Genomic DNA, 21,609 nt, shown 5'->3' with positions numbered 1-21,609 from the left:
TTTATATTTTATTAATTTAAACAATTACACGATTCAACAACTCCACATAAATTTGTATGCCTTCTTCAATTTCTGCAAGATAAATAAATTCATTGGCAGAATGCGAACGTGTGCTGTCTCCAGGACCTAATTTTAAAGATTGACAAGATAATACAGCTTGATCTGATAATGTTGGAGAACCATAGGTTTCTCTTCCCATAGAAATTCCGGCTTTTACCAAATCGTGATTTGGATTGATAGAAGAGGAGTTTAATCGTAAACTTCTTGGTGTTATTTCTGTACAAGGAGATTGTTCTTGTAAAATAGCTGCAATTTCTTGATTGGAATACGCGTCGTTTACACGAACATCAATGACCAAATCTACATGAGCAGGTACAACATTGTGCTGCTTACCTGCATTTATTTGCGTAACTGTCATTTTAACATCACCTAAAGCCTTAGAAGTTTTATCAAATTTAAAATCTTTAAACCACTGTAAAACTTCGATGGTATTGTAAATGGAATTGTTGTTATTTGGATGTGCTGCATGACTTGGAGTTCCTTTTACAACTGCATCAAAAACTACCAAACCTTTTTCGGCAACCGCTAAATTCATTAAAGTTGGTTCGCCAACAATAGCAACATCTATATGCGGAATTATAGGCAACATACTATTTAATCCATTTGATCCAGAGCTTTCTTCTTCTGCAGAAGCCACAATAACCAAATTGTATTTTAAGTTTTCTTGTGCATAAAAATGAGTAAATGTAGCCATTAAAGAAACCAAACAACCACCTGCATCATTAGAACCTAAACCGTACAATTTACCCTCTTCTACAAAGGCTTTAAAAGGATCGTTTGTATAGGCAGAATTGGGTTTTACAGTGTCGTGATGAGAGTTTAACAATAATGTTGGTTTGCCTTCTACAAAATGTTTATTAGTTGCCCAAACATTGTTTTTGGTTCTTTTAAACGGAATTTCAAATTCTAAAAACCAAGCTTCAATTAATGCTGCTGTTTGTTCTTCTTCGGATGAAAAAGATTGCGTTTCAATTAAACTTTTTAAAAGTGAAATTGCTTTTTCAGTTAATTTTTCAATACTTATCATTATAATGTAATTGTTGTAAAATTATCGTTTTCTTTTGTTAGCATGGCTGTATTACCAATATGAACTTTTTTAACTCCGTTGTTTAAAGCATCAAAACAATTGTCTAATTTAGGAATCATTCCGTCAGAAATAATACCTTTTTTTAATAAATTTTGATAGGTTTCTGAATTGATATTTTTGATTACCGAATTTTTATCAGCAAAATATTGTAAAACACCATTTAACTCAAAACAGTAATAAATGGATGTTTCATAAATATTGCTCATTCCAACACCAATTGTACTTGTAACGGTATCTGCATTTGTGTTTAATAATTGTCCATTTCCATCATGTGTAATGGCACAGAAAACAGGAGTAAAATCTGCTTTAATCAATTTGTCGATAGAATTAGAAGCTACTTTTTTCACATCACCTACAAAACCAAAATCAATCTCTTTTACAGGTCTTTTATCTGATTGTATACTGTTGATGTCTGCACCAGTTAAACCAATTGCATCTACTTGTAAAGCTTGTAATTTGGCCACAACATTCTTATTGACTAATCCTCCATAAACCATGGTAATTACTTCTAAAGCTTCAGCATCAGTAATGCGTCTACCATTTATCATTTTAGATTCGATTCCTAATTTTGATGCAATATGAGTTGCTCGTTTTCCTCCTCCGTGAACTAAGATTTTATGTCCTTTAAGATTTGCAAATAATTTTAGGAAAGCATTTAAAGAAGTTTCATCTTCTATAATATTTCCTCCAATTTTTATGATTGATAACTGTTCTTTCATAATTTTCTTTTAATTTCCCTAAAGAGGAAAAAATTTTACTCGATAGTATTTTTTGCAGACCTATGAGGTTTTCAAAACCTGAAAGGTCTTTTTATAAATCTAATTAGGTCATTACATTAATCAAAAACAAATAATATGTTTTATATAATAAGATTGTCTCACTTTGTTGTCAATGATAAAAAAGGATGAAGCAATCTCATTATTAAATTACAGATTGCTTCGTACCTCGCGATGACTTTAGTTATTTTCTAATATTTTTTTCAATACCAATTGTGCTGCAAAAGTTCTATTATTTGCTTGCTCAATAACCAATGAATTGTCTGAATCTAAAACAGCATCTTCTACCACAACATTTCTTCTAACAGGTAAACAGTGCATAAATTTAGCATCAGCAATTTTATCTTTTGTAATGGTCCAATTGTCCTCAATATCTAAAATTTGACCATAAGATTCGTAAGAACTCCAGTTTTTTGTGTACACAAAATCAGCATCTTTAAAAGCTTCTTCTTGATTGTGATAAATTGGTGTGTTTTTTGTGATTTCTTTGCTTAAATCATATCCTTCAGGGTTTGCAATTACAAAATCAACATTCATTTTTTGCATGGCTTGTGTAAAACTGTTGGCAACTGCATGTGGCAAAGCTTTAACATGTGGCGCCCAACTTAACACTACTTTTGGTTTCTTTTTAGTGGAGTTTTCTGCAATTGTTATGGCATCTGTTAAACCTTGTAAAGGATGTCCAGTTGCACTTTCCATACTTACAATAGGCACAGTTGCAAACTTTACAAACGAATTTAAAATTTGCTCAGATTCGTCTTTTTCTTTGTCTGTTAAACTCGGAAAAGCTCTAACAGCAATAATATCGCAATATTGCGAAACCACTTGTGCAGCTTCTTTAATATGTTCGGCTGTATTTCCGTTCATAATAGTTCCATCACCAAATTCAATTCCCCAAGCATCACCAGAAACATTCATAACAATTGGATCCATACCTAAATTTAAGGCAGCTTTTTGAGTACTTAAACGCGTACGTAAACTAGAATTAAAGAATAACAATCCTAAGGTTTTGTTTTTTCCTAAATCTTTATTTTTTAAAGGATTTCTTTTAACTTCTTTGGCTTCTAAAATCCAAGTATCTATATTTTCTATATCGTTTATGGATGTGTAATGTTTCATTTTGTGATTATTTCTCAGACCTTTCAGGTTTTAAAAACCTGAAAGGTCTAATTGTTATTATATTTTTGTAAACGGAACTTTATTTTCAAAAGCATTTGTAATAAAATTATCTTCTAATCCGTTTACAATCCATGTTTCTATATTTGCTTTCTGTGTTAAAGAAGCTGCTTCAATTTTAGATTCCATTCCTCCACTGCCATGAGTGGATTTAGAACTGACAACTTCTTTTCTTAAATCCTCAAAATTATCAATCTCTAAAATAGTTTCTGGATGCTTATTTTTGAAGGATTCTTTGGTGTAAATTCCATTGGTATTTGTGGCAATAATCAACAAATCTACCTTTAATAAAGTAGCAGTTAACGCTGCTAATTTATCATTATCACCAAATTTAATTTCATCTGTGGCAACAGTATCATTCTCGTTGATGATAGGAATGTAATTATTATTTACTAGAACATTTATGGTGTTCACAATATTGGTTTTGCTTTCCTGCTTTTCAAAATCGGAATAGGAGAGAAGACATTGTGAACTTAACAAACCATATTCTCTAAAAATTTCTTGATAAATTCTTATTAAATGAGGCTGACCAATTGAAGCCAAAGCTTGTTTTACAAAGACTTCTTCTTGTTTGCTTTCTAATTTAACAAATTGTTTAGCAACAGCAATTGCACCAGAACTTACTATAATAAACTCACAAGTGTCTTTCAATTTTGCAATTTGATTAGCAAGATCTTCAATTTTACCTCTAGAGATATTATTAGTTTCTTTGGTTAAGGTATTAGAACCAATTTTTAGTAATATGCGTTTCTTTTTATTCAATTATTAATGATGATTTTTTCTTCTGTCATTTCGACTTTAAGGAGAAATCTATAAAGAGATTTTTCGACTACATTTCATTTCGCTCAAAATGACAAAAAAATATTTAAATATTAACTTCCAACTTCTACCTAATCTGTCCATTTCCATGGATGTACCATTTATTGGTGACCAAATGTTGTAACCCAATTGGTCCACGTTGATGTAATTTGTCTGTACTAATTGCCAATTCTCCACCCAAACCTAATTGGCCACCATCAGTAAAACGCGTGGAAGCATTATGATAAACAGCAGCTGTATCTACGTTTTCCATAAAAAGTTTTGCTTCTTCATTATTTTTTGTGATGATAGCAGCAGAATGGCCTCCACCATAGGTATTTATCATAGAAATGGCAGCTTCATTTGAGACAATTTCTCCAATTACAATTTTGTAATCTAAAAATTCTTCGTACCAAACTTCGTTGGATGAAATCTGTTCTAATTGATGATTTTTAGCCACAATTTCATCACCTAAAACCTGAATTTTAGCTTCATTTAATTTTGATATCAATTGGTTGATAAATGTTTCTTTATCAGCAAGATTAGCATCAACCAAAACTTTATCAACAGCATTACATGCCGAAATTTTCGATTTTCCGTTTAAAATAATATCAATGGCAATTTCTAAATCAGCTTCTTTAGAAACATACACAAAATTGTTTCCACGACCACTAATAATAACAGGACAAGTAGCGTGTTGTTTTACAAAAGCAATTAAACGCTCTCCACCTCTTGGTACAATTAAATCGACTTTTTGCGTTGGTTTTTCTAAAAATGCTTGAGTTTCTGTTCTATTAAATTGCAAATATGCTACCCAATTTGTAGAAGCGTTGTGCTTTTTTAATGCCTGATGCCATAATTCTACAATTTTTAAATTAGAATTTAAAGACTCTTTTCCGCCTTTTAAAAGAATTTTATTACCCGATTTAAAAGCAATTCCTGCAGCTTCTACAGTAACATCTGGTCTAGATTCGTAAATAATTAAAACCGTACCAAAAGAGGCAGTTTTATTATACACTTGCATTCCGTTTTCATGCCTAAAACTAAAACGTTCTACACCCACAGGATCTGCTTGAGAAGCCAAATGTTTGGCAGCTTTAATCATTTCATCAACCTTTGTATCATCCGCTTTTAAGCGATCGAACATAGAAATATCATCACCTTTATACCCTTCTAAATCTTTTTGGTTGATGTTGATAATTGCTTCTCTATTTTCATCCAAAAGAGTTGCCATTGTTTGTAAAACTGCATTTCTAGTTTCAATTGATAATAAAGTATTCATTTTTTTATATGCTGTGTTTAGTTGGATTTATTCTTCTTCTAAAGCATCAACTAAAGCTTCAAAAAATTGATTGATATGGTCTTTTTTAACGGTTAAAGGAGGTAAAATTCGTAACAACTTTTTATTCATTGCACCACCAGTAAAAATTTGATAATCGTAAATTAATTTTTTACGTAAATCACCCACTTCAAAATCAAATTCTAAACCTAACATTAAGCCTTTTCCTTTTATTTTTTTGATTTGAGGTATGGTTTTTGCAATTTGTATAAAGTACTCAGACATTTTGTTTGTATGATCAATTAAATTCTGTTCCTCGATAACATTTAAAACGGATAATCCTGCTGCACAAGCCAAATGGTTTCCTCCAAAAGTAGTGCCCAACATACCAAATTTTGCTTTAATATCTGGGTGAATTAAAATTCCGCCAATAGGAAATCCATTCCCCATTCCCTTAGCTATTGAAATAATATCTGGAGTGACATTATAATGCTGAAAAGCAAAAAACTTTCCAGATCTACCATAACCAGATTGCACTTCATCAGCAATAAACAGGGTATGATTTGCTTTACAAAGTATGTCTAATTGCTCAAAAAAGCTTGCAGTGGCCTGATCTAAACCGCCTACACCTTGTATAAATTCTACAATAACAGCACAAACATCACCTTTTTCTAACTCAACTTTAACTGCATCAATATCGTTTAATTCTAAAAAAGTTACTTTTTGTTGAGCGTTAATAGGAGCTACTACATTAGGATTATCGGTTGCTGCTACAGCTGCAGATGTTCGTCCGTGAAAACCATTTTTAAAAGCAATAACTCTCGATTTTTCGGTTTGAAATGATGCTAATTTAAGAGCATTTTCATTAGCTTCTGCACCCGAATTGCATAAAAAAAGTGCATAACCATTACATCCAGATAGTTTTTCAATTTTGTCTGCTAATTGTTTTTGTAGCGGATTTTGAATAGCATTAGAATAAAAGCCCAATGAAGCTACCTGATGCGTTATAGCCTCTACATATTTTGGATGTGCATGGCCAATAGAAATTACTGCATGACCTCCGTATAAATCTAAATATTCGTTTTCATTTTCATCGTAAACATACACTCCTTTCGCTCTAACAGGAGTTACATCATATAAAGGATATACATTAAATAGTGGCATATAAATAGTTTTAAGTCGTTAGTATTTTGTTGCTAGAAAATATATGATTTAACTGCATTATTTTGTTTTAATATGATTGATTTTCTCAAAGGAAGCATTTATTCCTTTAATTAAAGAAGAACTTAAACCTTGGTGTTCCATCTCGTTTAAACCTTCAATTGTACATCCACTAGGCGTGGTTACTCTATCAATTTCTGCTTCAGGATGATTGCCTGACTTTTTTAATAAGGTAGCTGCACCAAAACAAGTTTGCATTGCCAATTCGTGAGCTTCTGCGGCTTCAAAACCTAATTGAATGGCACCTTGAGTTGTAGCTCTGATTAATCGCATCCAAAAGGCGATGCCACTTGCACAAATAACAGTAGCAGCTTGTAGTTGTTCTTCGGGTATTACCATAGAAATACCTAAACTATCAAAAATATTTTTGGCTAGTTCAATTTGACTTTTTCCTTTTTCATTAGGAGAAAGACAGGTCATAGATTGACGCACTGAAGCTGCTGTATTTGGCATAGCTCTAACAATAGCGTGCTTTGCGCCAATGGTATTTTCTATTTTTCCTATAGAGTAACCTGTAGCAACAGAAATGACTAGTTGTGTTTTTTTAAGTGCATATTTTACACTTTCTAAAATTTTACTGAGATGTTTGGGTTGAACAGCAAATATTACAATATCTGTATTTTCAACAGCCAAGGTATTATTTGATGTAAGAGTTACTTCTGGGTATCTTTGAAAAGCATCTAAAGAAGATGTATTTCTTTTTGTTAAATATAAACAACTAACTACTTTTTCAGACAATAAACCCTTTGCTATAGATTGTCCTAAACTACCTGCGCCTATGATTGCTACTTTCATCTTTTTGGTTTCAAAGTTTCAAAGTTTGAATGTTTCAAAAGTTAAAACTGTTAATAATTAGATACTGAAAAAAGTTCAGTATTTTAAGCCTTTACAAGTCTTAAAAATAATTTGCTTTAATGTTTAATCCTAAAGTTTCTTTAAAGCCAAACATTAAATTTAGATTTTGAATGGCTTGCCCTGAAGCACCTTTTAACAAATTATCAATAGCACTTGTAATTAATAATTTATTTCCGTGTTTTTCTAATTGTACCAAACATTTGTTGGTATTTACTACCTGCTTTAAAAATATACTTTGTTCAGTTACAAAAGTAAAAGCTGCATCTTTATAAAAAGAATTATAAATTTCTTTTGCTTCTTCTAAAGTGCCTTCGAATTTAGTGTAAGTGGTTGCAAAAATTCCTCTAGAGAAATCGCCTCTATTTGGTATAAAATTAATTTCTGAATTAAAATCACTTTGCAATTGATGTACTGTCTGATTGATTTCGCCTAAATGCTGATGATTAAAGGCTTTGTAATGCGAAAAGTTATTATCTCTCCACGTAAAATGCGTGGTTTTTGATAAAGAAGTTCCTGCACCAGTTGCACCTGTAACCGCATTTATATGAACATCATTTTTTAACAATCCGTTTGCAGCCAAAGGTAAAATTGCCAATTGTAAAGCTGTTGCAAAACAACCAGGATTTGCAATGTATTTTGCTGATATAATATCGGCTTTGTTTAGTTCTGGTAATCCATATACAAATTCTTTTCCTTCGAAATTTTTATCGGCAAGTAACCTAAAATCGTTACTTAAATCGATGATTTTTGTATCATCAGAAAACGTGTTTTTTTGTAAAAAAGCGGTTGAATTTCCATGTCCTAAACACAAAAATAAAACATCAACATCAGCATTAATATCACTTGTAAAACTGATTTCTGTATCACCAATTAAATCTTGATGTACTTGGTATAATTTATTGCCAGCATTAGAAGTACTGTATACAAAATTGATATTAGTTTCTGGATGATTTAATAATAATCGAATTAATTCTCCTGCTGTATAACCTGCGCCACCAATAATTCCTACTTGTAATTCTTTCATTTTTTAAAAGTGTAAAAAATTTATATAGAATACTTACAAGGTTTTTGAATCCTTGCAAGAGATTTTATTTATTTACTTGTTGATAAATTTTGTTCTGATTACCTAGAATTTTGATAAATCCTTTTGCATCATCAGCAGTCCAAGCTTTATTTTCTTCGCCATAAGTACTAAATGCGCTTGACATTAAATCGTGGTCTGAAACAATTCCGTCTAAAGTAAAATGATAAGGTTTTAACGTAACTACAACATCACCAGAAACCATTTTTTGAGAACTTTCTAAAAAAGCTTCTGTATCTCTCATTACAGGATCTAAATATTGCCCTTCATGCAAATGCATTCCGTAAAAACTAGACAAATATTCTTTGTGTTGTAACTGCCATTTTGTTAAAGTATGTTTTTCTAATAAATGATGCGCTTTTACCGTAATTAAAGCAGCAGCAGCTTCAAAACCAACTCTTCCTTTTGTACCTACAATTGTATCACCAACATGAATATCTCTACCAATTGCAAATTTAGAAGCAATAGTATTTAAGTTTTCGATGTTTATTTGTGGCGCATTTTCTTGTCCGTTTAAAGCAACAAACTCACCATTTTTAAAAGTTAGCGTTACTTTTTCTTCACCTTCTTTTTCTAGTTGCGAAGGATAAGCTTCGTTTGGCAAAGGTTTTTCTGATTTTAAAGTTTCTACACCACCAACACTAGTTCCCCAAAGTCCTTTGTTTACAGAATATTTAGATTTTTCCCAATTCATATCTACACCTTGAGACTTTAAATATTCAATTTCTTCTTCTCTTGTTAATTTTTGATCTCTAATTGGCGTAATAATTTTAATATGTGGAGCTAAGGTTTGAAAAATCATATCAAAACGAACTTGATCGTTTCCTGCACCTGTACTTCCATGAGCAATATATTCTGCATCAATACTTTTTGCATATTCAATAATTTCGATGGCTTGTATAATTCTTTCCGCACTTACAGAAAGTGGATACGTTGCATTTTTTAACACGTTACCAAAAATTAAATACTTCACTACTTTGTTGTAAAAAGTAGCAACAGCGTCGATATTTTTATAGGTGGTAACACCCATTTTATAAGCGTTACTTTCTATGTTTTTTATTTCTTCGGATGTAAATCCGCCTGTGTTTACACTTACAGCATGTACATCGTATTCTTTTGATAAACTTACAGCACAATACGAAGTATCTAAACCACCACTATAGGCTATGACTAATTTTTTCATGATATTATTTTTTGTCTTTTTTTAAGAATATATTTTGTCTAAATTTTTTAATTCGCTCGAACCGACTTTTTTTTAAAGCCTCAGTTTCTTCTTTGTTTTGTTTATTAGGATCAAACAGCATACCCGTACACAAACACATTTTACGTTCAGTTCTGGTTAAAACATCATAGTTTTTACAAGTTTGGCAACCATCCCAAAATGTTTGATCGTCAGTTAGTTCAGAAAACGTAACAGGTTTATAACCCAAATCGCTATTTAATTTCATAACCGCTAATCCTGTGGTAATGCTAAAAACTTTTGCATCAGGAAACTTGGTTCTAGAATGCTTAAAGATAACTTCTTTAATTTTTTTTGCTAGTCCCAAATTCCTATAATCTGGGTGAACAATTAATCCTGAATTGGCAACAAATTTCCCATGTCCCCATTTTTCGATATAACAAAAACCAGCAAAATTATTACCATCTAAAGCAATAACAGCGTTACCATTTTCCATTTTCGAAGCAATATATTCAGGTTTTCTTTTAGCAATACCTGTACCTCTAACTTGTGCTGCATCTGCAATTGTATCGCAGATAATTTGAGCGTAAATAGTATGTGATTTGTTTGCAATTACAATTTCCATTGCATTGTGTTTTTTATTTTTATAAAGTGTTTTTTGTTTGTTGTTGATGTAGAATTGGACGCACCTAAATTCTGAAAAATAATAATTACCCCAAAGGGCGGAAAGGGAACCTACGTCGCATATTATTTCTGTTATTAGTTAAAATAACTGGTAATTTGTAATAAGATGTTTTTGAAAGATTCACGATAATAAATAAAATGGTTGAGTACTTAAAAAGATTATTGGTTTGCTAAAAGAGATTTTTAGCGGCGAACGCAGCGAAAACGAAAGCTGGGTGCAATTAAAGTACATATTCTATTTATTGTTAAAATAATCATTGGTGTAAAAGTATATATATTTTTCTTTTTCAATACTACAATTGTAAAGGTTTTTATCAAAATTTATTAAATATTAACCAATTTATAATTTTCGTTAAGATTTTAATATTTAAAAACTATAAATTTCTACAATTAATGATATTTCACTTATAATCTATAACTACATTTTTATAGATTTTAAGCTGAATTATAAAAGTTTCATCATTAAAACTACAATTCGGCCTTAAAAAATTACAACTCGGTATAGTTTACTTTTAAAAACTGTGGTTCGGTTGCATATTTGTACCATAATTAATCACTAACTCATAAAAACACTATTATGAAATTTCTTTTAACACTATTATTATCAGCAACATTATTTATTTCAAACAAAATAAATGCACAAGACAAAGTTAGTATTACTGCAACTGTAATTAACGCAACCTCAAACGACGGAAAAATTAGTTTTGCTTTGTATAATAAAAACAATTTTATGAAGCAACCTATTAAAGGCGCAAATGGAAAAATTGTAGACGGAAAAAGCACCGTAACTTTTAAAGATATTGACCCAGGAGTTTACGCAATTATTTGTTATCATGACAAAAATAATAATGATAAGATGGATTTTTCTAAGCAAAGAATGCCATTAGAAGATTATGGAGCATCTAACAATTACATGGCATTTGCACCACCTTCTTTTGAAAATGCAAAGTTTGTAGTTTCTGATAAAGATGTATCTTTAGATATTAAATTTTAGAAATTTACAATGAAAAACAGGGTAGATATTTTTTCGCCAAAAGAATTGAAAAAAGGACTTTTATTAGCTTTAAAGATAACCTTAATCTGTGGAGTTTTTTTCTTTACAGTAGGTGGAGGGAACTATACTATAAAAAGCTTTTTAATATCTGTAGGAATATCTGCAATGTATACTTTTGGATTAGGTTTAGGACAAGGATTTTTAAACGACTTTTTGAGTGCTAAATGGGATTGGGTAAAACAAACCAACTTAAGGGTTTGGGCAGGAATCATAGCCACAGTACTATATACAGTACCCATGATTTTAACAATTCACTATGTATTATTTGTTGTCATTAGAGGGTATAATGTTGATAATTTCTTTAGTTACCCAATGATGTGGACACACCTTTTTTGGATGATTTTTTCCTTTATGATTTCCTCTTTTTTACACGCCAGAGGTTTTATGTTAGAGTGGAAAAAATCTACAACCCAAGAAACCACAAAACAAGAAATTGTAGCGAAAACAGAAACTGCAAAATTTGAATCTTTAAAAAATCAATTAGATCCACATTTTTTATTCAATAGTTTAAATGTATTGACGAGTTTAATTGGCGAGAATCCAGATCAAGCAGAAAAATTTACCACTAAACTATCTAAAGTATACAGGTATGTTTTAGAGCAGCGCAACAAAGATTTGGTTCCTATTCAAGAAGAATTACGATTTGCAAAAACCTATATGCAATTGCTGGGAATGCGTTTTGAAGATGCAATTCAATTTAATATTCCAGATAATATCAGTAATGATACCCTAAAAATGGTACCTCTTTCGTTACAATTATTATTAGAAAATGCAGTAAAACACAATGTGGTATCTTCCTCAAAACCACTGGTAATTTCAATTTATGAGGAAAATAATCATTTGATTATAGAAAATAACATCAATCCAAAAGAAGCTATTGGCAAAAGTACCAAAGTTGGTTTGCAAAATATTGCTGATAGGTATGGATTAATTACAGATAGACCTGTTAAAATAGAAAACAATAACACAACTTTTAAGGTGAGTTTACCTCTCCTTTATAAAATGAACAATATTATGTACACAGAAGATTTAGAAAATAGTAAATACGTTAAAGCTGTAGAAAAAGTAGAAAGAATAAAAGAATTTTATCAGAATTTGGCATCTTACAGTTTAGTAATTCCTTTTTTAATATTTATCAATCTAAGATTCTCTCCAGGATTTTACTGGTTTTGGTTTCCAGTCTTTGGATGGGGAATAGGTTTAGTATTCCACTTTTTAGAAGTAAATAATTACAATATTTTCTTAGGAAAAAATTGGGAAGATAAAAAGATAAAAGAGTTAATGCAGCGAGAAAACAAACAAAAAAGATTAAGATAATGAAACAGCTAATAACAGAAGAACAGCGTTATGTATTGGCTCGTAAAAAAGTTGAAAAAATAAGTAAATTTTACAAGCATTTAGCCACCTACATTATTATCAATACATTTATAAGTGCCATTTTTATTGTAGGTGATGTTAATAATGGAGATACATTTAATGAAGCATTTTGGAACTATCATAATTATAAAATTTGGATGTATTGGGGAATCGGAATTTTGTTTCAAGCTATAAGCACATTTGGTTTGCCTTTATTTCTAAACAAAGATTGGGAAGAAAGAAAAATAAACGAATATTTAGAACAAGAAAATAAAACATGATAATGGAAAAAGATTTTACAAGAGAACAACGCTTTTTAAAAGCACAAAAAAAAGTAGAAGAAATAAAAGGTTTCTACATTCATTTAACCGTTTATTGTTTAATAATTCCTTTAATTATTTTTGTAAACCTAAAATTTGTACCTCATTTTCATTGGTTTTGGTTTTCAGTATTAGGTTGGGGTTTTGGTTTGTTTTTTCATTGGTTAAATACTTTTGGTTTTAATCTATTAGGATTTGGGAAAAACTGGGAAGACAGAAAAATCAAAGAGTTTATGAACGATAATAACTAACACCATGTCATCAAACTACATAGCCCATCACATAAAATTAAAGGCAAAACAGAAAGTAAAAGATCTAAAAGGGTTTTACACACATTTTATAGCATCTTTTTTAATATTACCTTTTTTAGTTTTTATAAATCTGCAAACAGTGCCACAATTTCATTGGTTTTGGTACGCAATTGTGGCTTGGTGTATGGGGGTAATCATTCATTGGATAAATGTTTTTGCATTTTCTAAAATGGATTTTAAAAAAGAATGGAAAGATAAAAAGGTTCAAGAAATTTTAGGAGATTGTAAAGAAGTTAAATCAGATCAAGAATCAGAATTTATTCAAGAACAAAATTATTTAAAAGCGAAAAAAGCAACCGAAGAAATTAAAGGGTTTTATGTACATTTAATTGTGCATTTGTTTTCTTTTCCTTTAATTCTTTTCGTAAATTTAAAATTAGTATCCGAATTTCATTTTTTCTGGTTTGTTTTAGGCGGCATGATGATTTCCTTGTTTTTTCATTGGTTAAGTGTCTTTGGTTTCGAGGTTTTAGGCTTAGGTAAAAACTGGGAAGACAAAAAAATTCAAGAATTTATAAATACAAATAATTAATATTATGCATCAAGATTTTACAGAAAGTCAAAATTATATAAGAGCTAAAAAAAGAGTCAAAGAGATTAAAGGATTTTATATTCACTTAATTGTTTATGTTTTGGTAAACCTTTTTTTAAGCAGTATTATTGTTTACGGCTTAATGAAAAGCGGAGATACTTTTGGAGAAGCACTTACCAATTTCGGAACATATTCTACAGCATTTTTCTGGGGAATAGGAATGTTTTTCCATTGGTTAGGAGTTTTCGGATTCAAATCTTTAGGTTTTGGTAAAGATTGGGAAGACAAAAAAATTCAAGAATTGATGGATAAAGATGATAAGCGCAAGAAATTGAAGTAGTAGTTCAATGTCGTCATCAACAAAAACAATAAATAAAAACTAAGAAAATGAATGTATTAATTATAGAAGATGAAAAGCCAGCCGCAAGAAGATTAAATAGAATGTTAGCTGCGTTAAACATCGAGGTACAACAAATGTTACATTCTGTAGAAGAATCATTAAATTGGTTGCAAAATAATAAACATCCAGATTTAATATTTTTAGATATTCAATTGTCTGACGGATTATCTTTCGAAATTTTTGAAGAAATTGATGTAAAATCTGCTATTATTTTTACCACTGCTTATGATGAATACGCCTTAAAAGCCTTTAAACTAAATTCTATAGATTATCTCTTAAAACCTATTGATGATGATGAATTAGAAGCTGCAGTACATCAATTTAAAAAACAACAACCACAACAATCTGATGTCCAGGTAAATTTAGACGATATCAGAAAATTATTGATAAACCCTGTAGATCGTAAATTTAAAAAACGGCTAACCATTAAAGTTGGGCAACATATTAAAATTATTCATATTGATGAGGTAGAGTGTTTTTATAGCGAGAATAAATCTACTTATATACATACCAAAGAAAACAGGAATTATTTATTAGACAATTCTTTAGAAAACTGGCAAGAACAATTAGATCCTGAACATTTTTTTAGAGTAAACCGAACTTATATTGTGCATATCAATGCCATAAAAGATATTGTAGCGTACTCAAACTCACGTTTAAAATTGATTTTAAATTCGTACAAGGATGCAGAAATTATTGTGAGTAGAGATCGTGTTAAAGACTTTAAAAATTGGATAGACTAAACAAAACCCACAAATAATTTCTAAAATCTTAAACTTTACTTATTTTTATGGTTTTAACTTGAAGTTAATTCGGGTTCTATAAATCACTTTAAATGAGTCAACAAGAAGAATTCTTCGTTTATATTACTAATGGTTATAAAACCAAAGGCGATGCTATAAATTTAGGTGCTGCAATGTTAGGTGAAAATACCATTACAAATGCGTTGGTAAAAGTGCCCTTAAAAACCTTAAATAGGCATGGCTTAATTGCGGGTGCAACAGGTACAGGAAAAACCAAAACGCTACAAGTTTTAGCAGAAAACTTATCAGAAAAAGGGGTTCCTGTGTTATTAATGGATATTAAAGGAGATCTTTCTGGTTTAGCAAAAGCAAGTGATGGTCATCCAAAAATAGATGAACGTCATCAAAAAATAGGTTTTCCTTTTGAAGCTAAAAATTTTCCAATAGAAGTTTTAACGCTTTCAGAACAAGATGGAACACGTTTGCGCGCTACAATTTCTGAATTCGGACCAGTTTTATTATCAAGAATTTTAGATCTCACAGAAACGCAAAGCGGAATTGTTGCCATCATTTTTAAATATTGTGATGACAATAAATTGCCGTTATTAGACATTAAAGATTTTAAAAAGATTTTGCAATATGTAACTAATGAGGGTAAAGAAGAAATTCAAAGTGAATATGGCCGAATTTCAACTGCAAGTACAGGAGCAATCCTAAGAAAAATTATAGAAATAGAACAACAAGGTGGTGATTTATTTTTTGGCGAAAAATCTTTTGATGTAGAAGATTTAACTAGAATTGATGAAAACGGGAGAGGTATCATTTCTGTATTGCGTTTAACTGATATTCAAGATAAACCCAAGCTATTTTCAACATTTATGTTACAATTGCTAGCAGAAGTGTATGAAACTTTCCCTGAGCAAGGAGATGCAGAAAGACCAGAATTGATTATTTTTATAGACGAAGCACACTTGGTGTTTGATGAAGCTTCTAAAGCCTTGCTAAATCAAATAGAAAGTATTGTAAAACTCATTAGATCTAAAGGTATTGGTTTGTATTTTGTTACTCAAAATCCTAAAGATGTTCCAGAAGATATTTTAGCTCAATTGGGTTTAAAAATACAACATGCTTTAAGAGCTTTTACAGCTAAAGATAGAAAAGCTATAAAATTAGCAGCAGAAAATTATCCAGATTCAGAGTATTATGACACCAAAGAAGTGTTAACACAATTAGGTATAGGAGAAGCGTTTGTATCTGTGTTAAACGAAAAAGGAATTCCAACTCCACTTGCAAGAACAATGCTACGTGCACCAATGAGTAGAATGGATATTTTAACGGATAAAGAGTTAAAAAATGTAATTAATAATTCAAGGCTTTTTTACAAATACAACGAAGATTTAGATAGAGAAAGTGCATATGAATTGCTAAACGCCAAAATAGAAAAGATTAATCTTGCAGAAGAACAAGCCATAAAAGATGCCGAAGCTAAAAAAGAAAAAGAACGATTAGCTAAAGAAAAAGCAAAGGAGGCTAGAAAAAGAACTTCCTCAAGAAGTAGAAGACAAGATCCGTTAGTAAAAGTATTAACAAGCGCCACCTTTATTAGGGCCGTGTTCGGAATTTTAAAAAAAGTAATCAAATAACAAAATCAAAAAACAAACGTTTAAACGTTTATAAATTAACAATAATGATAAAAAATAGTATTTTACCTTTACTTATAGCATGTTTTTTAATAATTGGATGCAGCAATAACGATAAGTACATCATAGAAAAAGGAAAAGTGGGTTTAATAACACCAAAAACTACAGTAAAAGAATTGAATAAAATTTTTGAGAAAGACTCTATCGTTAAAAATTTAAGTGAAGGTGCTTTGGGCGATAATTATTTTCAAGATGATGATGAATATTTGATTTTTGAAAAAGGAGGGAAGCACTTATTAACTATTGTACCAAAAGAACAATTAGACTCTACATCAACCATAAAAAGCATAGAGATTCACGACAAGCGATTTAAAACAAAAGAAGGCATCAACTTAAATTCAAGTTTTTCAGAAATCAATGTAAGCAATCACTTAAGACCAGAATCAACTTTAAAATCGGTTACCCTTTTTTTAGATGAATTAAATGCAACAATGGTAATCGATAAAAGCGAGTTGGGTTTGAGCAGTTATAGCTCTCAAAAGGTGTCTTTAGAGCAAATTCCAGATTTAGCAAAAATAAAATCTTTTGTAGTTTGGTTCAATTAATGCTAAAATTATTTCAGTCTCTTTTTAAATTTTAAAACCATCTTTTGTTATTCTGAATCATTTATGAAAAAAAAATATACCGTTCAAAAATCACCCTTTATTGTTCCAACATCAGATGGCAAATTAATAGAAGAGCATTTTGGTAATGCAACAAACAAAGATTCTGGTATTAGTATTGCGCATATGATTGCACCTCCAAAATGGAAAGAACCTTTTCAAACCCCTGAATTTGATGAGTATACATATATTATTAGAGGTAAAAAACAATTTATTATTGAGGATGAAAAAGTTGTGTTAGAGGCTGGGCAATCTATTAAAATACAAAAAAACACGCGTGTACAGTATGCCAATCCTTTTGATGAAGAATGCGAATATTTGGCCATTTGTTTACCCGCCTTTTCTTTAGATTTAGTAAATAGAGAAGAATAATACCAGAGTATATGAATTAATTTTATTTTTGATTGGGGTAATTTTACAGTGAAATAAATTTTAAATTGCGCTATGAAAAAAAATGTAATTCCACCAAAAACCATAAGGCAAGTATTTGTACTCTTGTTAATTTTAGCATTTGCATTTCTTATTTTTAGAGAACTGTTACCATATTTGTCGGGTCTTTTAGGAGCAATTACCATTTACGTTCTGTTAAGAAAGTGGATGGTTTTTTTAGTCAAAAAAAATTGGAATCCACATTTTGCAGCCATATTTTTAATGTTATTTTCCTTTATCTGTATTTTATTACCAGTAGCAGGTATCTTATTTATGTTAGGTGATAAGGTTGGTGAAGCTGTAGAAAATTCAGAAAAAATTGCCAAGGTAGTTGAGCAGAAATTGGCTTTAATTGAAAGTGAATATGGTTTTGATTTAAGCTCAAGAATTAATACCTCAGAGGTTTCAACATGGATTTCTGAAAATTTAGAAAATTTTGCAGGTAGTACGTTTGATATTTTCTTATCTATTGGTTTAATGTACTTTGTTTTGTATTATATGCTAACGAATAGAAAAGAATTAAGGTATTCTTTATATGAATATATTCCGATTAGTGAAAAAAATTTGAAAGTAATAGGCAAAGAAGCACAAGCAATGGTGCGCTCAAACGCTATTGGAATTCCGCTTGTTGCTATAGCCCAAGGAATTATTGCTTTAATTGGTTTTTTAATTTTTGGTATTAAAGACCCTTTTTTCTGGTTTGTGGTAGTTACAGTAGGTTCTATGATTCCTTTTATTGGTACTTTGGTTGGTATTCTTCCTGTTTTTGTTTTAACGATGTCTTATGGAAATACCTTTGAGGCATGGGGAATTTTAATATACGGTTTGGTTGTTGTAGGCTCTACAGATAATATCATACGACTTTTTGTGTTAAAAACTTTAGATAATGTGCATCCGTTAATAACACTGATAGGTGTAATTGTTGGTGTACCTTTATTTGGTTTTATAGGTCTAATTTTCGGACCATTATTAATCAGCTTGTTTTTGGTAGTTGTTAAAATATATAAAAAAGAATTTGGAGCTTTAGTAAAGTACGATAAAGTAGTGCAAACTTAGTAGTTTGTAACAAGCTGTTTCATGACATTTTTTAAGTGAAACAGTGTGCCTTTTAAGTTTTTTATTTTAATGCCATTTTTATCTACTAAAACCAAGGCAGGCATTGCATTTGTTTTATATTTTTTTTCAAACGTTCTATAATCTTTATAAATTTTACTATTCAAATCAATAACACCTTTAGGAATATCAACAGTAAATAATACTAAATTACTTTGTGCATACGTTTTAAATGTAGAATTTTTGATTACCCTTTCATTCATTTTTTTGCAAGGTGCACACCACTCACTTCCAGTTAAAATAACTAAAATTTGTTTATCTTCTTTTTTTGCAATTTCTTTAGTTTTGATCCAATTTGTATAAATGTTAATTTCTTGACTTCTTAATACCTGACTGAAACACAAAAAGAAAAATAAGATTTGTAGTAAATGTTTAGTAGTTTTAAATACCATTATTTTTAAAATTTCATAGCAACTTTAAAATTAAGTACTCTACCTGTCATAAAGTTAGGGATTCCGAATTGTGTTTTAGAGTATACATCTCTAACCCAAGTATTAGTAATGGCATTCTGAATATCAAACATATTAAATAACTCTAAACCAGCAGTTAGCTCTTTAAAGTTAGCCAACCAACCCAATTCAAATTGTTTGTTAGCATCAGCAAAAACGTAAGAAACCCCTAAATCTGCACGTCTATAATCTCGTAAACGTTCTTGAAAATTATATGGATCTGCATATGCAGGAGAGCCTCCAGGAACACCAGAATTATACACTAAATTTAAATATGCTTTTAAATCTGGTAAATTAGGTACATAATCTTGAAATAAAATTCCGAATTTTATACGCTGGTCAGATGGCCTAGCAATGTAACCTTGGTTATCGATGTTTTCTTCTGTTTTTAAATACCCTAAACTTACCCAACTCTCGCTTCCCGGCACAAACTCGCCATTTAAACGCAAATCTAAACCATAAGCATAAGCTTTTGTTACATTATCTGCTCTGTAACGAATTCTTACATTATCAATTGTATAAGAGTTTATATCAGATAAATCTTTATAATAGGCTTCTGTTGTTAATTTAAATGGCCTTTCCCACATGGTAAAACTGTAATCCATTCCAGATACAAAATGAACTGATTTTTGGGCTTTTACATCAACATTTACATCGCCATTAAAATCTCTTAATTCTCTGTAAGAAGGTGGTTGTGCGTATAAACCAGCAGAAAAACGAAACAACATATCTTTTTTCCAATCTGATTTTATAGCAAATTGTCCTCTTGGACTTATAATAATTTGATTTTTAGAACCAATTCCGTTTCCAGTTACAGACCAATTATGCGCTCTAACCCCTAGATTATAAAAAATTTCATGATCATTCCAAAAAGTACGTTGATTAAACTGTGCAAAACCAGTAATTCTGTTTATTGAAACACCATTATCTTTTCTTATGTTTTGAAAAGGTACAATTTCACCTTCAAAAGGTTCGTAGGGTTGATTGTTGGTTGAGTGAAAAGGAGGTCTTATAGAAAAACCTAAAGAATCAATAATTTCCCACTCTCGAATTCTATCTTTAATATCTTCTTTTTGATATTTAACACCAAAAGTCCACTGAATATTTTCTTTCTTTATAGTTCCTTTAATTTCCACATTTGTAATTAAAGCATCTAAATCATTACGAGCATGATTTAATTGAGAGCCAATTCCTTGAGAGAATTCTACTTCACCAAAATTTTCTGAGCCAATATTAGCGTCAACTTCTCCTAAACTGTATTGGGCAGCAATATCAAAGTATTCTTCTTCTTGTGTGTTGTATCTTGATGCAGTTGTAGTTATGCTAAAATCGTCATTGATATAATAATCAGCAGATAGAGCTCCAAATAGCGTTAAATAAGTATCTGTTTCTTGCCCAGAATAAAAAACAATCAATTCTAAAGGATTGGCAACAGTACCAAAACGCGTTCTTCTAGATAAAGGTTGGTAATTATAATTGTTTAATGAAAAGTTTCCTAAAAAGTTTAATTTAAGTTTTTTAGAAAAATCATAAGACAAATAGGTTTGTATATCTGTAAAACGAGGTCTAAAATTAGTTTCAATTTGTTTACTATTTACAAATAAACTGTTGTCTCTATAACGAACTCCAGTAATTGTACTTAGTTTTTTATCTAAAAATTGTCCTTCAAAAGTTAGGCTTGCGCCTAACAAACTAGCATCAATTGTAGTGGCTGTTTCAGTTGGTTTTCTATAGGTGATGTCTAATACAGAAGACAATCTATCACCATATTTTGCCTGAAAACCACCAGCAGAAAAGTTAATATTCTGCACCATATTTGTATTGATAAAACTTAATCCTTCTTGCTGACCCGATCGAACTAAAAAAGGTCTATATACCTGAATGCCATTAACGTACACTAAATTTTCATCAAAATTACCCCCTCTAACGTTGTATTGTGTACTCAATTCGTTATTGTTATTTACACCAGGTAAAGTCATTAAGGTATTTTCTATACCTGCATTTGGCCCAATAATATTTTTTACAGTATTGATGTCTATTTTTTGTATTCCAGAAGCAGCATCTCTTTGATCCTTAATAACAATTTCGTCAAGATTTTCTGTTTTTAAATAAAGTGTAGGCGAAAAACGAATAACAGTTCTACTTTTGGCTGTAATTTTTTTTATGAAGCTACGATAAGAAACATGACTAAAGGTAATAGTAATTTCTTGGTTTAAAGGAATTCTAATACTAAAATTACCATTTTTATCGGTAACAGTACCTGTATTACCATATTTAACAGATACTTTTTCGATGCCATCTTTCTGGCTATCTTTAACAGTTCCTTTTAAAATAGTGGTTTTTTGAGCTACAATAAAAGTGGGTATCAATAATAAAAATAAGAATATTTTTTTCACAAAAATT

General features: G+C 30.4%; 23 protein-coding genes. 11 read left to right on the top strand and 12 right to left on the bottom strand.

The genetic code is table 11. The features are described 5' to 3' along the window. Positions 1-16: 16 nt before the first annotated feature. From ACW9UN_RS12710 to ACW9UN_RS12665, 10 genes are all read right to left on the bottom strand, one after another. Positions 17-1,087 carry a M20 family metallo-hydrolase gene (locus ACW9UN_RS12710; RefSeq protein ID WP_459486673.1) on the bottom strand — a complete coding sequence of 357 codons (1,071 nt, stop codon included), beginning with the start codon at positions 1,085-1,087 and terminating at the stop codon, positions 17-19. Further along, complete coding sequence (gene argB / locus ACW9UN_RS12705) at positions 1,087-1,866, bottom strand: acetylglutamate kinase (protein ID WP_459486672.1); 780 nt, start codon at positions 1,864-1,866, stop codon at positions 1,087-1,089. Before argB ends, ACW9UN_RS12710 begins: the two co-directional genes overlap by 1 nt. 237 nt (positions 1,867-2,103) lie before the next feature. After that, on the bottom strand, positions 2,104-3,042 hold the full coding sequence (locus tag ACW9UN_RS12700; RefSeq protein ID WP_459486671.1) for an N-acetylornithine carbamoyltransferase: 939 nt from the start codon (positions 3,040-3,042) through the stop codon (positions 2,104-2,106). Between the two features lie 57 nt (positions 3,043-3,099). Next, a complete protein-coding gene (proB, locus tag ACW9UN_RS12695; protein ID WP_459486669.1) occupies positions 3,100-3,861 on the bottom strand; it encodes a glutamate 5-kinase in 762 nt (253 codons plus the stop codon). 124 nt (positions 3,862-3,985) lie between these two features. Further along, positions 3,986-5,179: a glutamate-5-semialdehyde dehydrogenase gene (locus ACW9UN_RS12690; RefSeq protein WP_459486667.1), complete on the bottom strand. Its 1,194-nt coding sequence runs from the start codon at positions 5,177-5,179 to the stop codon at positions 3,986-3,988. A gap of 27 nt (positions 5,180-5,206) precedes the next feature. Next, positions 5,207-6,340 carry an aspartate aminotransferase family protein gene (locus ACW9UN_RS12685; protein ID WP_459486666.1) on the bottom strand — a complete coding sequence of 378 codons (1,134 nt, stop codon included), beginning with the start codon at positions 6,338-6,340 and terminating at the stop codon, positions 5,207-5,209. 57 nt (positions 6,341-6,397) lie between these two features. Further along, the gene (proC, locus tag ACW9UN_RS12680; protein ID WP_459486665.1) at positions 6,398-7,192 is read right to left on the bottom strand and encodes a pyrroline-5-carboxylate reductase; all 795 of its coding nucleotides are present in this window, start codon (positions 7,190-7,192) and stop codon (positions 6,398-6,400) included. Between the two features lie 100 nt (positions 7,193-7,292). Then, positions 7,293-8,276, bottom strand: coding sequence for an N-acetyl-gamma-glutamyl-phosphate reductase (gene argC / locus ACW9UN_RS12675; RefSeq protein ID WP_459486664.1), 984 nt, complete (start codon positions 8,274-8,276; stop codon positions 7,293-7,295). A 64-nt stretch (positions 8,277-8,340) separates the two neighbouring features. Further along, positions 8,341-9,516, bottom strand: a complete 1,176-nt coding sequence (locus ACW9UN_RS12670; RefSeq protein ID WP_459486663.1) for an argininosuccinate synthase — start codon at positions 9,514-9,516, stop codon at positions 8,341-8,343. Positions 9,517-9,520: 4 nt separating this feature from the next. Then, on the bottom strand, positions 9,521-10,138 hold the full coding sequence (locus ACW9UN_RS12665) for a GNAT family N-acetyltransferase (RefSeq protein ID WP_459486662.1): 618 nt from the start codon (positions 10,136-10,138) through the stop codon (positions 9,521-9,523). A 636-nt stretch (positions 10,139-10,774) separates the two neighbouring features. Between ACW9UN_RS12665 and ACW9UN_RS12660 the strand changes: the two genes are divergently transcribed. The 11 genes from ACW9UN_RS12660 to ACW9UN_RS12610 all read left to right on the top strand — a co-directional run bounded on the left by ACW9UN_RS12660 (position 10,775) and on the right by ACW9UN_RS12610 (position 18,700). After that, positions 10,775-11,191: a DUF2141 domain-containing protein gene (locus tag ACW9UN_RS12660; RefSeq protein ID WP_459486661.1), complete on the top strand. Its 417-nt coding sequence runs from the start codon at positions 10,775-10,777 to the stop codon at positions 11,189-11,191. 9 nt (positions 11,192-11,200) lie between these two features. After that, complete coding sequence (locus ACW9UN_RS12655) at positions 11,201-12,568, top strand: 2TM domain-containing protein (RefSeq protein WP_459486660.1); 1,368 nt, start codon at positions 11,201-11,203, stop codon at positions 12,566-12,568. Next, positions 12,568-12,888 carry a 2TM domain-containing protein gene (locus ACW9UN_RS12650; protein WP_459486659.1) on the top strand — a complete coding sequence of 107 codons (321 nt, stop codon included), beginning with the start codon at positions 12,568-12,570 and terminating at the stop codon, positions 12,886-12,888. The genes ACW9UN_RS12655 and ACW9UN_RS12650 overlap by 1 nt, the downstream gene beginning before the upstream one ends. Positions 12,889-12,890: 2 nt before the next feature. After that, the gene (locus ACW9UN_RS12645; RefSeq protein ID WP_459486658.1) at positions 12,891-13,178 is read left to right on the top strand and encodes a 2TM domain-containing protein; all 288 of its coding nucleotides are present in this window, start codon (positions 12,891-12,893) and stop codon (positions 13,176-13,178) included. A 4-nt stretch (positions 13,179-13,182) separates the two neighbouring features. Next, positions 13,183-13,770, top strand: a complete 588-nt coding sequence (locus ACW9UN_RS12640; RefSeq protein WP_459486657.1) for a 2TM domain-containing protein — start codon at positions 13,183-13,185, stop codon at positions 13,768-13,770. 4 nt (positions 13,771-13,774) lie between these two features. Continuing rightward, on the top strand, positions 13,775-14,110 hold the full coding sequence (locus ACW9UN_RS12635; RefSeq protein WP_459486656.1) for a 2TM domain-containing protein: 336 nt from the start codon (positions 13,775-13,777) through the stop codon (positions 14,108-14,110). Positions 14,111-14,157: 47 nt separating this feature from the next. Further along, complete coding sequence (locus ACW9UN_RS12630) at positions 14,158-14,913, top strand: LytR/AlgR family response regulator transcription factor (RefSeq protein ID WP_459486655.1); 756 nt, start codon at positions 14,158-14,160, stop codon at positions 14,911-14,913. Between the two features lie 92 nt (positions 14,914-15,005). Continuing rightward, complete coding sequence (locus ACW9UN_RS12625; protein ID WP_459486654.1) at positions 15,006-16,556, top strand: helicase HerA-like domain-containing protein; 1,551 nt, start codon at positions 15,006-15,008, stop codon at positions 16,554-16,556. 44 nt (positions 16,557-16,600) lie between these two features. After that, complete coding sequence (locus ACW9UN_RS12620; protein WP_459486653.1) at positions 16,601-17,158, top strand: hypothetical protein; 558 nt, start codon at positions 16,601-16,603, stop codon at positions 17,156-17,158. Between the two features lie 63 nt (positions 17,159-17,221). Next, positions 17,222-17,587 (top strand): cupin domain-containing protein, encoded by a 366-nt coding sequence (locus tag ACW9UN_RS12615; RefSeq protein ID WP_459486652.1) that lies wholly within the window; start codon positions 17,222-17,224, stop codon positions 17,585-17,587. 72 nt (positions 17,588-17,659) lie between these two features. Then, on the top strand, positions 17,660-18,700 hold the full coding sequence (locus ACW9UN_RS12610) for an AI-2E family transporter (RefSeq protein WP_459486651.1): 1,041 nt from the start codon (positions 17,660-17,662) through the stop codon (positions 18,698-18,700). On the opposite strand, the gene ACW9UN_RS12605 is transcribed toward ACW9UN_RS12610, so the two are convergent. Both ACW9UN_RS12605 and ACW9UN_RS12600 read right to left on the bottom strand, forming a co-directional pair. Beyond that, on the bottom strand, positions 18,697-19,149 hold the full coding sequence (locus ACW9UN_RS12605; RefSeq protein ID WP_459486650.1) for a thioredoxin family protein: 453 nt from the start codon (positions 19,147-19,149) through the stop codon (positions 18,697-18,699). The genes ACW9UN_RS12610 and ACW9UN_RS12605 overlap by 4 nt on opposite strands. A 5-nt stretch (positions 19,150-19,154) precedes the next feature. Next, on the bottom strand, positions 19,155-21,602 hold the full coding sequence (locus ACW9UN_RS12600) for a TonB-dependent receptor (protein WP_459486649.1): 2,448 nt from the start codon (positions 21,600-21,602) through the stop codon (positions 19,155-19,157). Between the last annotated feature and the right edge of the window lie 7 nt (positions 21,603-21,609).

Source organism: Polaribacter litoreus (assembly GCF_054584775.1).
This window is presented reverse-complemented; position numbering and strand designations above follow the sequence as displayed.